Genomic DNA, 14,956 nt, shown 5'->3' with positions numbered 1-14,956 from the left:
ACAACTAACCTAGTATCCAATGAAATTTCTTGCTTTTGTAGGCTTGTTTTTAATTGCTCAATTTAACCTTTTTGCCCAAAAATATACCTTTACTCATGACGATACTTTGAGGGGGAGTATTACCCAAGAGCGTGCTTGGTGGGATTTGCAGTTTTATCATCTTAATGTCCGCATCAATCCTGCCGACAGTAGTATCAAAGGCAGTGTAAACATTCGCTACAAAGTACTTCAGCCTGCTCAAGTATTACAAGTAGATTTACAGCGACCCCTTACCATACAACGAATCACCCAAGACGGAAAAGAACTGGATTTTCGTCGTGATGGTAATGCTTTTTTTGTAACACTTCAAAAACCCCAATCTAGTGGTAATCAAGAATCTATTTTGGTGGAGTACAGTGGCAAGCCACACGTTGCTAAACGCGCTCCTTGGGACGGAGGGTTTTCGTGGAAAAAAGACAAAGAAGGCTTGCCTTTCGTCGCCACTTCTTGTCAGGGGCTAGGGGCAAGTGTATGGTGGCCTTGCAAAGACCACATGTACGATGAGCCTGATAGTATGCAAATTAGCGTGACTGTGCCCAAGCCATTGATGGATATTTCTAACGGACGTTTGCGGCGTGTAATCGACAACAATGATAATACCCGGACTTTTGAATGGTATGTTCAGAATCCAATCAACAACTACGGCGTTAATGTCAATATCGGAAATTATGTAAGCTGGACTGACACCCTAAAAGGGGAGAAAGGAACGTTAGATTTATCGTTTTATGCCTTGGCCGAAAACATAGAAAAAGCCAAAAGTCAATTTCAGCAAGTGAAGCCAATGCTGCGTGCTTTTGAGCATTGGTTTGGCCCTTATCCATTTTACGAAGATGGCTATAAATTGGTAGAAGTACCTTATTTAGGAATGGAGCATCAAAGCTCTGTAACCTATGGCAATGGGTACCAAAATGGTTATTTGGGCCGAGATTTATCCGCTACGGGTTGGGGCTTGAAATGGGATTTTATTATAATCCACGAATCGGGCCATGAATGGTATGCCAACAACATTACTTACAAAGACGTAGCTGATATGTGGATACACGAAAGTTTTACTAATTACTCCGAAAATCTATATACAGAATACTATTTTGGTAAACAAGCAGGTAGCGAATACGTGATTGGATGTAGAAAGCTAATCCGTAACGACAAACCCATTATTGGCATTTATAATGTCAATAATAGTGGGTCGGGAGATATGTACTACAAAGGCGGCAATATGCTTCATACGATTCGCCAAATGGTAGATAACGATGAAAAATGGCGTCAAATATTGAGGGGTATGAACCAATCTTTTTACCATCAAACTGTCACTACACGTCAGATTGAAGATTATATGAGTCAACAAACAGGGATGGACTTGTCGAAAATTTTTGACCAATACCTACGAGATACCAAGATTCCATTACTTGAATATAAAATCGAAAAGAAAAAGCTACTCTACCGTTGGAACAATTGCGTAGAAGGCTTTGCGATGCCAATTAAATATAAAAATGAGAAAGGAGAATGGGAAAAAATACAACCTACTTCTGACTGGAAAACCTTAAAAATAAAGAGATTAAAAGAGCTTGAAGTTGACAACAACTTTTATGTAGAGGTCAAAAAGGTGACTAGTTGATTGTCAAATTTTGAATGTAGATATCAAGCGTAAGTAGGGACGTTGTAAATCAACTCATAAAGCATACTGTTGAGATCCAGCATAAACTTAGTGCCTGCCAACAAATCGCGAAGATTGACCAAGTCACAGAGGGTTAGTTTGAGCGATAGATTGGCTTGGGGAGCTTCGATTACTTCAAAGTCATAATCATCAGATAAATTAAAAATCATGGCGTGCAAATCTACACTGTCAACTTTTCTTTTGAAGTAAAGAAAATCGGTGATTTTGAAAGCCATAATATAGCCGCTAAACTCCACGATAATCCGTGCTGTGCGGTCACATTGGTATGTAACCCCTTTGCTATTATTAAAAAGTTCTGTTTGATATGTCGCTCTGTCAATCATGACTGCAAAGATACAATATTTTGAATTGTTATTTAGAGAGAGTCAAAATAAACTTAAAAGCTTAGAGTGGGAGAGTGCCCAAAAGCATTGTTGATAATCCTTTGAAACATAAAATCCCCGAAATTTGTCAAATAGACATTTTCGGGGATTTTTATTGATGAAAGCACTAATTGATAATGCCTCAATTATGTATGCTAATAAAGTCTGTGCTTAACGGTCTGCCATCTCAACAAATGGACGTAAAGTAGCTCCAGTGTAGATTTGACGTGGGCGTCCGATAGGTTCTTTGTTGGTACGCATTTCTTTCCATTGAGCAATCCAGCCAGGTAGACGTCCCAATGCAAACATTACCGTAAACATGTTGGTAGGAATACCCAACGCCCGATAAATGATTCCTGAGTAGAAGTCTACGTTTGGATACAAGCGGCGGCTCACAAAATATTCGTCATGCAATGCTGCTTCTTCAAGTCCTTTAGCAATTTCAAGAACGGGGTCATTCACACCCAATTTGGCCAATACCTCGTCTGCTGCTTTTTTGATGATTTTGGCACGTGGGTCAAAGTTTTTGTAAACCCGGTGCCCAAATCCAAAGAGACGGAAGCCGCTTGTTTTGGCATTTTTGGCCATATCCACATATTTGGCTACATCGCCGCCGTCGGCTTTGATATCTTCGAGCATTTCGATTACTTCCTGATTGGCTCCTCCATGAAGAGGTCCCCACAAAGCACAAATCCCCGCCGAAATCGAAGAATAAAGATTGGCACGTGATGAACCTACGAGCCTTACAGTCGAAGTTGAACAGTTCTGCTCATGGTCAGCGTGGAGAATCAAAAGTTTGTTTAGAGCTTTTGATACAACAGGGTCTACGGTGTATTCTTCTACTGGTAGAGCAAACATCATGTGGAGGAAGTTTGAGCAGTAGTCGAGTTCGTTTTTAGGATAATTTACTGGATGCCCCTGTGATTTTTTGAATGACCAAGTAGCGATCGTAGGCATTTTGGCCATCAATCTGATGATGTGGGTTTCGGTGCTATCGGGTGCTTTTTCATTGTAAGAATCAGGGTAGAAAGCACTCATCGCACTTACTAGCGACGAAAGTACGCCCATAGGGTGAGCATTGACGGGAAATCCTTCAAAGATTTTTCGCATGTCTTCGTTTACCAATGTATGGGTACGAATTTCATGCTCAAAATGATCATACTGGGCTTGGGTAGGAAGTTCACCATAAATCAACAAGTAAGCTACTTCAAGGAAGGTGGCCTTTTCGGCTAATTCTTCGATTGAGTAACCACGGTAACGCAAAATCCCTTCTTCGCCGTCTAGAAATGTAATGGCGCTCTTGGTTGCTCCCGTATTTTTGTAGCCACTATCGATTGTTATATAACCCGTTGAGTCGCGCAAGGTATTGATATCAATGGCTTTTTCTTGCTCAGATCCTTCAATGGTGGGAAACTCATAGGTTTTACCTTCTAATATAAGTTGTGCTTTATCTGACATAGAGCAGTGGTAGGTTAATGAATATTGGATGGATTCGGACAAGGGTACAATTTTGCGAAAAAAAATCCATTTTCACTATATTATCCCCAACGATTTTGCTTATTTTTTCACTTATAACCAATATAAGTGATTTTAGTTTAACATCTATTCTTTAAAAATAATGCCATTTTTCATGACCATTTTTACTCTTCTAATATCACTGATTTGTTGGTCTGGGTGGCCTTCTACGGCTACCAGATCAGCCAAAAACGACGGTTGTATCTGCCCTAGTTGTGCTAAGTGAAATACCCGAGCATTGGTAGAAGTAGCAGATTTTAATACTTCAAGGGGTTTCATGCCATATTCTACCATCATTTCCATTTCGCGGGCATTGTCGCCGTGGGCAAACACACCCACGTCGCCTCCAAAACAGATGATGACGCCAGCGTCAAGGGCTTGTTTGAAAGTGAGGCGTTTGTTTTTAATACGTTCAGGCTCAGGTTCTACTCCCTTTTTCCAGCCTCTATACTGACTCACAGCATCACCAGCAGCTAGTGTTGGGCAGAGAGCTACCCCTTTTTCTTGCATCAATTTAAAAATCTCAGGAGTACCTGCATCGCCATGTTCGAGGGTTTCGCAACCTCCCATTATGGCTCGTCGCATTCCTTCGGTGCTACCTGCGTGAGCTATAGTAGGGCGGCCACTGCTGCGAGCAGTTTCTACGATGAGCTTGATTTCGTCTACTAAAAACGTAGGGCGGGCTTCGCCCATCAATCCCCAGCGGTAATCAGCGTAGATTTTGACAACATCCGCCCCTTTTCCTATTTGCCTTCTTACGGCCTGAATCAGTTTGTCATGTCCATCTGCTTCTTCTGCGCCTTGAGGTACTTCTATATCAGGGCTAAAGCCCTTGGGAGCATAGCTTCCAGTGGCAATGAGAGCCTTGGTCGCGATGAGCATTCGAGGCCCCGGAACAATCCCTTGATTGATGGCCTGCTTGAGCCCCACATCATCAAATTCGGCTCCTTCGGTCCCTAAATCCCGCACAGTTGTAAATCCTGCCTTAAGGGTGAGTTTGGCGTGGAGGGTGGCGCGGGCAGTGCGCAGAGAACGTGCTTCCCGCAGTACTTGGTCGTCCCAAGGTGTTTCATTGTAAGGATGCAAAAAAAGATGTGAATGCCCTTCAATCAAACCTGGAAGTAAAGTACACCCTTTGAGATCAATGGTTTCGAGAGAAGTATTCGATAGATTTTTAAAATCAGTAGAGGGACCTACCCTCACAATTTTTTCCTCCTGAACCAATACCCACCAACCTTCATGGATAGCAATCCCATCAAAAACACGAGCGGGTTTTAGCAAATAGGTTTTTTGGGAAAATCCTATGCTTAAATGAAAAAATAAAACTCCAAGCAATAATAGTTGAGAGCGGTATCTCATTGGGTAGTTTGTTGAGTCTACAAAAATAAGTAACTAAGACTTAAAATCTATCTATATTATTTTGGTAAAATAGTATAGATATTTTACCAAACGACCGTTTGGTAAAATCATTTTTAAGTTTTAATCTTGTAGTACAAAATATAAAATCAAGTGTGAGATGCCTATTCAAAAGGTTACAAAAGAGGAGGTGGTGAGACAGGCGTTATTGCTATTTAAAAAGCAAGGCTATCATCGTACAAGTATGGCTGATTTGGCGGCGGCTTGTGGCTTGCAAAAGGGTAGTTTTTATCACTATTTCCCTAGTAAAGATGCTTTGATGAGTGAGGTGTTAAAGCTGGTTCATAGCTATTTTAAAGAAAAAGTATTCCCGATTGCCTACGATGAATCATTGTCGCCGCGCCAACGGCTTGAGAAAATGATCTCAAAAAAAATAAAAATCGTAGCTAGTACCGAAGGTGGATGCCTGATGGGAAACATGGCTATCGAAACGGCCCTAGTCACGGACGAATTTTTGCCACAAATGCAGGTGTTTTTTGAAGAATATTTACAAGTACTCTCACATGTGTATGCCTATAAATATACTTCCGAGGAGGCGCAAAAATTGGCAGAGCAGGCGGTGGTAGAGTATGAAGGCGCGTGGATCATGGTCAAACTTACGGGTAAGAGTCGCTATTTAGAGGATGTATTACAGCGGGCAGTTTATCGTTTCGACACTCACAATTTATAATTGAATTACCAACAATTCAAAAACAATCAAATCATCATGGAAAAAGTAGCTATTCTTTCCCTATTGTGGACAAAAGCCGATGCAGTTGTGTCTTTTATGACTCATACTCCTTCTGAGGTGCTTTATGCGAAGCCTGGCGTAGATGTATGGTCGGCAGCTGAAAATGTGCAGCACTTAATTCAGTCGGCGCAGCCTTTTATACGAGTATTGGGACGGCCTGCTAGCTATTTTGTAGAGAAATGGGGGCAGGCTTCTTACACGTCGAGGTCTTATGAGGTCATGGTGAGGATTTATCAAGAAGCTTTGGGCGGGGGTGTTCAAGCCCCAAGTGCCTTTGTTCCTATCTTAGAAGGAAATGATACCGAAGAGTTAATAAAAACATTTACTTCTACTTATAAAGAATTAGAGAGGGTGTTTTTGGCGTGGTCTGAAAGTGACCTAGAAAATTGCTTGATTCCACATCCTCTGTTAGGCTCTATTACTCTTAAAGAAATGATGCTTTTTACAGTCTATCATACCGCGCACCATCTTCAAATTATGCAAAGTAGAGGTGAGCTAGTAATGTTTGGATAAGTGTCAAAATGACGTTTTTGTACATTTTGGGTAGCGAACTGGATTATTGAATGTTGTACTTTTTCTATTTTTGTTGTATTATTTAAAGAACTTTTCAGTTTTGTGAAAAATTTAATTGTATGAAACCTAGTACGTATTGAATTATCTGGTTTTAGAATTCTGTGTTTTGTACTATTTTGAGAAAAGGTTTAAATGGTGTATATGACTTTATCAAGAGGTTGTTTTTACCCTATTTTTTTATAAATCAAAACCTTACAACTTTGCAATGTCAAAAACAAACCACCTTATGAAGGTGTGACAAGATGGTACTAAAACAATAAACCAAATGAAAAAGATCACAGTACTTTCGACAATCTTAGCAGCTATGATGTTGGCCAACGCAGGAAGCGCCATGGCAGAAAGTCATCTAATCAACAAGGATGTAAAATTAGTAAAACGCGATACAAAGAAAGTTGAATTACGTATCAACCAGCCAAACGTAGGTACGTTGGACGTAGAATTGAAAGATAAAGAGGGTGTCATTGTATATGCAGGTGAAGTTAAAGGTAACGAAAATGTTACCACTCAGTTTAACCTCAATGCCTTGCCTTCTGGCACTTATTACCTCAACTGCTCAAACGACGGTTTTTGGTCTTCCCAAGAGCTTTCAATCGAAAACGGTAACGTTGAAATCAACGAAAATAGCTATAAAGAAGTAATCATTCCACAAGTAGAATCGATTGGACTTAATCGCTTCGCAGTGACTACTTCAAACAAAAACGTAGCTGACTTGGGAGTAGCTATTTTAAACCTTGCAGGTGAAGTAGTGTATGACGGTTATTTGTCAAATGCCAATCGTTTTAATCTAGGACATCTAGCTTCTGGTGAGTATGTTTTCGAATTTACGGTTGCTGACAAAATCTTCAAACAATACGTAAAAGTAAAATAATTTTCCTCTAATGTCTTTAGTCAACAAATTACTATAACTACACCATCTTGGTAATGTTGAGACACCCGTCAGTTTAGCACTGACGGGTATTTTTTTATTTTTTAATCCATAAATGCCCCTGCAATAGAATGTGCCAACGAAAGCCCTAGGCTAAACAAAAGAGCCGCCAAAGCACTATTAACATCGAAGCCATCTACCAAATAGGCACACAAGTATACCAATGCAATATTGATAATAAAGTAGAATAAGCCAAGTGTGAGAATCGTGATTGGCAAGGACAAAAACTGCAAAATAGGCTTGATAAATGTATTGAGAATACCCATTACGATAGCCACGATGATGGCGGTTTGGGTAGTATCTACATAGAAGCCTTTGAGTACGCGGCTTGCTACAATCACTACCACTGTACTCACTACAAGTCGGACGATGAGGTTTAGCATATCATTTAGAAGATTTGAATGAATATTGGATGATTTAAATGGCCCTCAAAAAAATAAAAACAGAATTGAAAATCAATGATATTATAAAATAAAGATAAATCATGATTTAGTCAACCATCTCAAACTGTAGCTTGATTAGGCTAGCATAGAGTCCGTTGGGATAAGCCGTGAGCTGCTCATGTGAACCAGATTCAAGAATAACCCCATCTTTGATGACATAGATACAATCTACATTACGGACGGTGGCTAGACGGTGTGCAATGATAATGGTTGTACGGTTTTGCATCAAGCTATCAAGTGCTTCTTGTACGAGCTTTTCTGACTCGGCGTCTAATGAACTAGTGGCTTCGTCAAGAATCAAAATTTTGGGATCCTTTAAAATCGCCCTCGCAATCGCAATCCGTTGACGTTGTCCGCCGGAAAGTTTAATGCCTCGCTCACCTACAACGGTCTCAAATTTTTCAGGAAAGGATTCAATAAAATCTAAAGCATTAGCTTTTCGCGCTGCCGATACAATTTCTGCTTCAGTGGCGGTAGGTTTGCCATAAGCGATATTTTCGTAGATTGTTCCTCCAAAAAGAATGACTTCTTGGGGTACTACGGCGATATTTTGTCGATAAGCACTGATTTCAAAGGACTGAATATCTTGGCCGTCTACCAAAATTTTTCCTTTCTGAGGATGATAATATCTCATCAATAGCTGCACAATAGTAGATTTTCCGGCGCCGCTATAACCCACCAACGCGATTTTTCGACCCGCAGCTACTTCTAAGGAGATGTCTTTTAATACTGTGATGTCGGAGCGGGTAGGATAAGAAAATTGAATATTTTCAAAAGTAATATTTCCACCAATCGACACAGGAGCGAGTTGGGGACTTATTTCAACTTCTGATTTTTCATCCAAAATTTCTAACAACCGTTCAGAAGCGCCCAAAGTTTTTTGAATTTGGGCATAAATATCTCCCAAGCCTCCAATTGACCCCCCGATAAACATGGTATAAAACAAAAAGGTCATGAGTTCAGAAAGTGGCATTTCGCCCTTTTCTACCATCGTAGCGCCAAACCACACAATGCCTACAATTCCCCCAAAAAGCGCAAAAATGATAAAAGAAGCAAAACTCCCCCGAAAACGAGCTACTTTGATAGCAGCTACAATAACTTTCGAGAGGGCATTTCCGTAGCGTTGACTTTCGAGAGGTTCATTCGTAAAAGCTTTAACAACCATTACTGCCTGAAGCGTTTCTTCCACAATCACATTGGCGCGGGCAAGTTCATCTTGGGCTTTTTTTGATAATCTCCGTAAATGCCGCCCAAAAAACATCGCTATTACGATGACAACTGGAAACGTCGCTAACATAAAAACAGTAAGCTTCCAAGAAATCAATCCAATAATAACAACACCTGCACTTACCACAGCAATAGACCGAAAAAGTTCAGCTAGGGTATAAGATAGCACATCTTGGAGCGATTGTACATCAGAAGTGATACGGCTCATCAGCTCTCCTATACGAGTTTGTTCAAAAAATCCTACTGGCAGAGAGATGATTTTTTGGTACACGGTATGACGTATGGCGGCCATGGAACGCTCACTAACAAGTGAAAAAAAGTAAATACGGCCAAAGGAAAATACAGATTGAACTATTAGGATACCGATCAAGAAAATAACTACTTGATTGAGTTGATAGTTTGATTTTCCTTCAATCACTGACACAATCTCCCCAATAAGTTTGGGAAAGATAAGATTGGTAGTAGTAGAACAAATTAAAAATAAAATTCCTAATAAAAACTGAGTTTTATAAGGCCAAACAAAACGAAAAATTTTGAAGGTCTTAGAAATATTCTCTTTATTGAATTTAAGTTTTTTATTTCTTGAAGAATCTGGAGAGTTTTCTTGAGATTGGGACATTTTTTTTAGGTGTTTGGATTAAGAATAACCTTTACTCTTCTTCTTTCTGACCTTTATATTTAGAGTCTTCTAAGATTTTACGAGGGTCGGTAGTATTCATTAAGTCTGTCAATGAAGTGCTTGGTTTTTCTTGCAAATACCTGCTTACGATGCGCCATCCTACCCACCTGGCAATCCCTCCAGGACAATATTGGCTAATCTCAGGTGTAGCAGGACGCTCGCCGATAAAACGATCTTTTTCGGCGTCGCGGGTTTGATATAATAGTTTTCTGTCAATAAAGTAAGCCCAAATGTCTTCTTGAGAGGCATACACATCGGCCAATTGCTGCGTAGAATACCCAATAATGAGACTATCGGCTGTAGCAGGAGCGATATGTTTGACAAATTCAAAACCCTTACCATACCAAATCATGTCCGCTAAGAGCGTTTGGTCTTCTTTGGCAACCTTGTTGTATTTTTCAGAAATAAAAAACAAAATCGCTGGTACAATGTATTCTTGCTCATAACGGCGCAGTTGGTAATCATGCAACTGTGGACGATACTTGGCTTTGGGGCCGCCAAAATAATCTAACCCAATCACGATGACACTATCTGATACGTACAAATCCGAACCCATAAAACCCGTTATGGCCGTCATCACTTGAGGCACTTTAAAGGTGGGATAATTGGCCTTAATTTGTCCAAACGCCCCTTGAAGCTGGGTTTGGAGGTCAGTCAAATCTCCAAATTGTGCTTGCAATTCTTTTTGGAATTGTTGTAAATCTTGGTTGTTGATATTGACAAAGAGCTGTGCTACCAACAAAGAATCAGAGGTGTTTTTAGGAAGTCCAAAGTATGCCTTTAGATAGGGATGTTTTTTAAATAAAGCAGCCAAATCGTTGGGACTTTTGGCACCAAAAATTTCCGTTTCTAAACGCTGAATACTCACGGGAACGGTTTTTTCTGTTGGGTCTTGACAAGAACTCAATGCAAAAGAAAAAACGGCTAACAAAAAAAGGTAATAATAAACTGGTTTCATGCAAAGGAGTGATAATCTACTCAAACGAAAAACGAAGAGCAAAAAGTTTGATTTTTATCCAATTTTAATCCGTACTTCGTTTAGATTACGGCACTTTCTAAGAAGCGAATCGTGCCAGCTTGGGCGTCCATTTCGGCTTCGACGCCTACGGGAATTGTGAACTTTTGGCGAATATGCCCAATCATAGCTCCCGCAAAGGCAGGTTTTTGAGAAGGACGGATGTGGTCGTTCCAGAGGTCTTCGAGGGTGAGTGAGCCGTAGCTACCGTCGCCAGGGTCGCATTCGGTACATTTACCAAAAATAAAACCATTGACTTCGTCTAAGATTCCTGCCAACTTCACTTGCGTAATCATACGGTCCATGCGGTAGGGAGCCTCACTTACATCTTCCGCAAAAAAAAGTGAACCTTTCCATTCAGGTAAATAAGGCGTACCTAGCAAGTGACTCAAGACGGTAAGGTTTCCGCCCAATAGACGTCCACGGGCTTTCCCGGAGTTGATTACGTCGATGCGGTCAGCTACTTGAGTGAGGTTATCACCTATAACTTTTGGGTTTTTGTAAAGAATCGCTTCTCCGTTCATCAAAACTTTTCGTAAATAACTCACCGTAAATTCATTCCAACTTACTGCTCCTACGGGACCATGGAAAGTCACAAGGCCCGTTTGACTATAAATCCCTAACAACAAAGCCGTGACATCTGAGTAACCAAGGAGTACCTTGGGGTTTTTGCGTATCATGTCGTAGTCTAAAAGTGGTAAAAGGCGTGCACAACCCCATCCACCATGTACGCATACAATGGCTTGTACCGAACGGTCGGCAAACATTTCGTTGATGTCGGCGGCGCGTTCGTCGTCTTTTCCTGCCAAGTAGCCATATCTTTCCCACATTCTTTTGCCATATTTGACCTTAAATCCTAATGCTTGCATAGATTCTGCAATGACCTCCACGGTTTGTTTGCTATAAGCAGGAGCAGCAGGGCATACCAAACCGACGGTATCGCCGGGCTTGAGGCGAGGAGGTTTGATGATTGGCTTTGCTTTTGAAAAAGCTGGCACGGTGAGTGTGGTGGTTGCGGCAAGGGTTTGGAGGAAATTTCGACGTTGCATGGAAATCAGTTTTTACATTTGTGCAATATAGTGATTTGAAAACACAAAAATGAACCTCATTCCGTTAGAGTACAAGGTATATACCAAAAGAAAATTATGTAATGATTAAACAACTTACTTATTTCTTGATAATGTTTTTGGGCATAACCACGAACCTTTTTGCTCAAAAACTCAATGGCCTGCGCTATGAAGATGCTATCTATGAAGCCAATATCAAAACAGTAGCGGTATATCCTGCTCCCGTGCAGTTGCAAGACCCCGCCCGTACTACTTATCCGCCAGTGGTGAGCTTGGATTCCAATACCCCACTCATTGCCGAGTTTGATGATCTTTCGGCGCGTTTTCGTAGTTTTCGTTATAAGGTTTTTCATTGTAATGCAGACTGGACTCCTTCCAATCTCAACGATATTGAGTTTACTTATGAATACAATGATTACCCTATCAACGACTATCAATCATCGTTCAATACCAAAGTTCCTTACTTCCACTATGTATTTGAATTACCTAAGTTGAAGCTTCCTGGAAACTACGTAGTAGCGGTATACGAAGACAAACGACCTGCCAAATTAGTATTGAGTCGGCGGTTTATGGTGTATCAGGCGCGGGTAAATGTATCGCCTCAAGTCCGACTTTCGACCGGCATAGCCGAGCAGCGCACTCACCAACAGATAGATTTTGATATCGAATACAAAGGATATGAGCTATTGTCACCACAGGATGATTTAAAAATAGTAATTCGACAAAATTTCCGTTGGGACAAAGTCCTTACAAAACTACGTCCTACCAATGTGCGGGCTTTTGATTATCGATTGGAGTACCGCCCCTTTGACTTGTCCAACAACATTCTAGGAGGCAATGAGTTTCGCTGGTTTGATACTCGCCTGTCACGAGCCGTAGGAATGAGCGTCAATGACATTGAGCAACTGCCTGACCAGACCATAGTGCGACTTCACAAAGATGCTTCTCGACTGGCGGGGGGAGCAAATTTTCAGGCGCAAGACCTCAATGGACAGTACATTGTACTCAATCGAGATGCCGCCAATAGTTCCAATGAAGCCGATTACCTCAATGTTGTATTTACGCTTCAATCTCCCTTATATCCCAACGCGCAGGTGTATGTAGGGGGAGCTTTTAATCTATGGCAGCACGACGACGCCAGCCGCATGACCTACAATAATAGCTCAGGAGCTTACGAAGCGAGTATGTATATCAAACAAGGCGTGGTAAATTACTGCTATTATGCTTTGAAAGGAGACGGCCAGATGGACGATGTTTCTTTTGAAGGGAGTTTTTCTAACACCGCCAACGATTACGAAATCTTTGTCTATCACCGCCCTCCGGCGGCTAGAGCTGACCAACTTGTAGGGTATCGATTGATTGAATATGGAAGAAGGTAAAAGATATAGTTGATTTCTGATAGATGATTTCCGATTTTTGCGGCCTACATGGTCTTCAATAGCCCCCATGGCATTTTTGTAAACTACTACTTCATGAATCTTACCCCCGAACAAACGCTCAAAGAAATTCGCCAAAAAAAACTACAACCTTTGTATTTTATCTACGGCGATGAACCTTACTACATTGAGCAATTGGCGGAGGCCATCGAAAAAGTGGCAGTTCCAGAAGCCGAAAAAGGCTTTAATCAATTTGTGCTCTTTGGCAAAGATGTTGATTTGGGAGCCATCCTAAATTATGCTCGTCGGTTTCCTTTTATGGCGGAGCGCCAGCTCGTATTGGTCAAAGAAGCCCAGCAAATCAGCGGTATCGACAACAAAGAAAAAACTACTTTGCTAGAGGACTATGCTACGCGGCCGTTGTCTTCTACGATATTGGTATTGTGTTTTCAAGGAAATTTTGACATGCGAAAGTCCTTGCCCAAGACTTTCGAAAAAAATGGCGTGCTGGTACAATGTAAAAAAATGTACGACAACAAACTCCCCGATTGGGTAGGCGAATACACGCGTAGCTTAGGAGCCAAAATCAGTATCAAGGCGATTCAGATGCTGGTCGAAAATATTGGCAATGACTTGAAACGTATTACGAGCGAAATCGACAAAATCTTACTCAATCTCTCAGCTAGTGACGAAATCACCGCCGGAGTGGTGGAAAAATATGTGGGTATCAGCAAAGAATACAACGTATTTGAGCTTCAGAAAGCACTCACTCAGCGGGATGTGATTAAAGCCAATAAAATCGCTAATTATTTCGCGACCCATACCAAAGAAAATCCCTTGCCACAGGTGTTGATTATTCTTTACAATTTTTTCAGTAAAGTATTAGTCATTCACGGTACTCAGGATAAGTCAGAAGGTAATTTGGCTTCGGTATTGGGGGTTAATCCGTTTTTTGTGAAAGATTATTTATCGGCAGCACGTCAGTATTCATTGGGGCATGTGGTCAATGCCATCAAAGCGATTCGCCATGCCGACAATGCCTCCAAAGGCATTGAATCAGGTACCGTCAATGAAGAAGCTATTTTGAAAGAACTTATCTTTCGGATTTTGCATTGACAGACTAGTCTTCGTCATTTTCGTCTTTGGGCAAGGGCAAAACTTCCGCCTTTACTTCGTCATATTCGTTAAATTGTTCGAGCTTTTTTTGGTTGGAAGGGGGAAGCTGCATATCAATATTCCAACCCATCGAAGATGCCAACTGAAACATCATGAATTGTACCTGATTATTGGCAATACGGGGTAAGTCGCTTGTAAGCGCTTTTTCGTTCATGGCTTGTTTGGCATCTACCAGCAGGTTTGTATAATCTTCGTGATTGAACCTGTTCCAAATGCCGTGCTCAATATCATAAAATTTATAATCAGTATCGATTGAAAGCACCTCTGGTTCGGGAAAATATTCTATGACCATTTTGTTGGTTTTTTCGTCAATGTGAAATCGCATCTTTGCAAAATCAAATCCTACGAGCACTTTCGCTTTGGCGATGATGAGTGCTTTTTTTGAGTTTTTGAAAAGATATAAAAACTTTTTGTCGTCTTTATAATCAAATATTTCGGTAAAATAGCCTTCAGCCATCACTACCTTAAACACCTTTTCGATGCGTTCTAGCAAAATAGTAGAAGACTGAACGAGTTGCTTATTGGCATTTTGTTTGGACTTTAAAAAATATAAAGTACCAAATCCAAGCCCACCGCCTAGGCCGAGCGTAATAAGGAAAAAAAGTAATAAAGAAAAGTCCATTGCTTGTGATGATTTTGCGAAAGTTAGATAAATTTTTCGTTTTCTAATTTGTGGAAGAAACAAAGGGTAACTTTGGCAAAATCATTGCTTCTTTAAAAAGAAAAGCGTTATTTTGA

14 protein-coding genes are annotated in these 14,956 nt (G+C 40.8%); 6 read left to right on the top strand and 8 right to left on the bottom strand.

Annotation, left to right across the window (positions count from 1 at the left end; translation table 11 throughout):
* Positions 1-19: 19 nt before the first annotated feature.
* Positions 20-1,654: a M1 family metallopeptidase gene (locus P1X15_RS09575; RefSeq protein ID WP_277337921.1), complete on the top strand. Its 1,635-nt coding sequence runs from the start codon at positions 20-22 to the stop codon at positions 1,652-1,654.
* A gap of 23 nt (positions 1,655-1,677) precedes the next feature.
* Here P1X15_RS09575 and P1X15_RS09570 read toward each other — a convergent pair whose 3' ends face one another.
* The 3 genes from P1X15_RS09570 to P1X15_RS09560 all read right to left on the bottom strand — a co-directional run bounded on the left by P1X15_RS09570 (position 1,678) and on the right by P1X15_RS09560 (position 4,950).
* Positions 1,678-2,037, bottom strand: a complete 360-nt coding sequence (locus tag P1X15_RS09570; protein ID WP_277337920.1) for a hypothetical protein — start codon at positions 2,035-2,037, stop codon at positions 1,678-1,680.
* Positions 2,038-2,247: 210 nt separating this feature from the next.
* A complete protein-coding gene (locus tag P1X15_RS09565) occupies positions 2,248-3,534 on the bottom strand; it encodes a citrate synthase (RefSeq protein ID WP_277337919.1) in 1,287 nt (428 codons plus the stop codon).
* Positions 3,535-3,678: 144 nt separating this feature from the next.
* Complete coding sequence (locus P1X15_RS09560; RefSeq protein ID WP_277337918.1) at positions 3,679-4,950, bottom strand: amidohydrolase family protein; 1,272 nt, start codon at positions 4,948-4,950, stop codon at positions 3,679-3,681.
* A gap of 157 nt (positions 4,951-5,107) precedes the next feature.
* Here P1X15_RS09560 and P1X15_RS09555 point away from each other — a divergent pair, with 157 nt between their 5' ends.
* From P1X15_RS09555 to P1X15_RS09545, 3 genes are all read left to right on the top strand, one after another.
* The gene (locus P1X15_RS09555; RefSeq protein ID WP_277337917.1) at positions 5,108-5,677 is read left to right on the top strand and encodes a TetR/AcrR family transcriptional regulator; all 570 of its coding nucleotides are present in this window, start codon (positions 5,108-5,110) and stop codon (positions 5,675-5,677) included.
* Between the two features lie 36 nt (positions 5,678-5,713).
* A complete protein-coding gene (locus P1X15_RS09550; RefSeq protein ID WP_277337916.1) occupies positions 5,714-6,250 on the top strand; it encodes a DinB family protein in 537 nt (178 codons plus the stop codon).
* 325 nt (positions 6,251-6,575) lie between these two features.
* On the top strand, positions 6,576-7,178 hold the full coding sequence (locus tag P1X15_RS09545) for a hypothetical protein (RefSeq protein ID WP_277337915.1): 603 nt from the start codon (positions 6,576-6,578) through the stop codon (positions 7,176-7,178).
* 101 nt (positions 7,179-7,279) lie between these two features.
* Here the strand turns inward: P1X15_RS09545 and P1X15_RS09540 are convergent, their stop codons facing one another.
* The 4 genes from P1X15_RS09540 to P1X15_RS09525 all read right to left on the bottom strand — a co-directional run bounded on the left by P1X15_RS09540 (position 7,280) and on the right by P1X15_RS09525 (position 11,648).
* Positions 7,280-7,618: a phage holin family protein gene (locus tag P1X15_RS09540; RefSeq protein ID WP_037327581.1), complete on the bottom strand. Its 339-nt coding sequence runs from the start codon at positions 7,616-7,618 to the stop codon at positions 7,280-7,282.
* Positions 7,619-7,724: 106 nt separating this feature from the next.
* The gene (locus P1X15_RS09535) at positions 7,725-9,524 is read right to left on the bottom strand and encodes an ABC transporter ATP-binding protein (RefSeq protein ID WP_277337914.1); all 1,800 of its coding nucleotides are present in this window, start codon (positions 9,522-9,524) and stop codon (positions 7,725-7,727) included.
* A gap of 31 nt (positions 9,525-9,555) precedes the next feature.
* A complete protein-coding gene (locus tag P1X15_RS09530) occupies positions 9,556-10,542 on the bottom strand; it encodes a gliding motility protein (protein ID WP_277337913.1) in 987 nt (328 codons plus the stop codon).
* A gap of 80 nt (positions 10,543-10,622) precedes the next feature.
* Positions 10,623-11,648 (bottom strand): LD-carboxypeptidase, encoded by a 1,026-nt coding sequence (locus P1X15_RS09525; RefSeq protein WP_277337912.1) that lies wholly within the window; start codon positions 11,646-11,648, stop codon positions 10,623-10,625.
* Between the two features lie 101 nt (positions 11,649-11,749).
* Here P1X15_RS09525 and P1X15_RS09520 point away from each other — a divergent pair, with 101 nt between their 5' ends.
* On the top strand, positions 11,750-13,045 hold the full coding sequence (locus tag P1X15_RS09520; protein ID WP_277337911.1) for a DUF5103 domain-containing protein: 1,296 nt from the start codon (positions 11,750-11,752) through the stop codon (positions 13,043-13,045).
* 93 nt (positions 13,046-13,138) lie between these two features.
* Positions 13,139-14,158, top strand: a complete 1,020-nt coding sequence (gene holA / locus P1X15_RS09515; RefSeq protein ID WP_277337910.1) for a DNA polymerase III subunit delta — start codon at positions 13,139-13,141, stop codon at positions 14,156-14,158.
* A gap of 4 nt (positions 14,159-14,162) precedes the next feature.
* Here holA and P1X15_RS09510 read toward each other — a convergent pair whose 3' ends face one another.
* Positions 14,163-14,840 carry a DUF4230 domain-containing protein gene (locus P1X15_RS09510; RefSeq protein WP_277337909.1) on the bottom strand — a complete coding sequence of 226 codons (678 nt, stop codon included), beginning with the start codon at positions 14,838-14,840 and terminating at the stop codon, positions 14,163-14,165.
* Between the last annotated feature and the right edge of the window lie 116 nt (positions 14,841-14,956).

It is taken from the genome of Runella sp. MFBS21 (genome assembly GCF_029433105.1).
In the GTDB taxonomy this organism is placed as follows: domain Bacteria; phylum Bacteroidota; class Bacteroidia; order Cytophagales; family Spirosomataceae; genus Runella.
The sequence above is the reverse complement of the archived record's forward strand: the minus strand, read 5'-3'. Positions and strand labels throughout refer to the sequence as shown.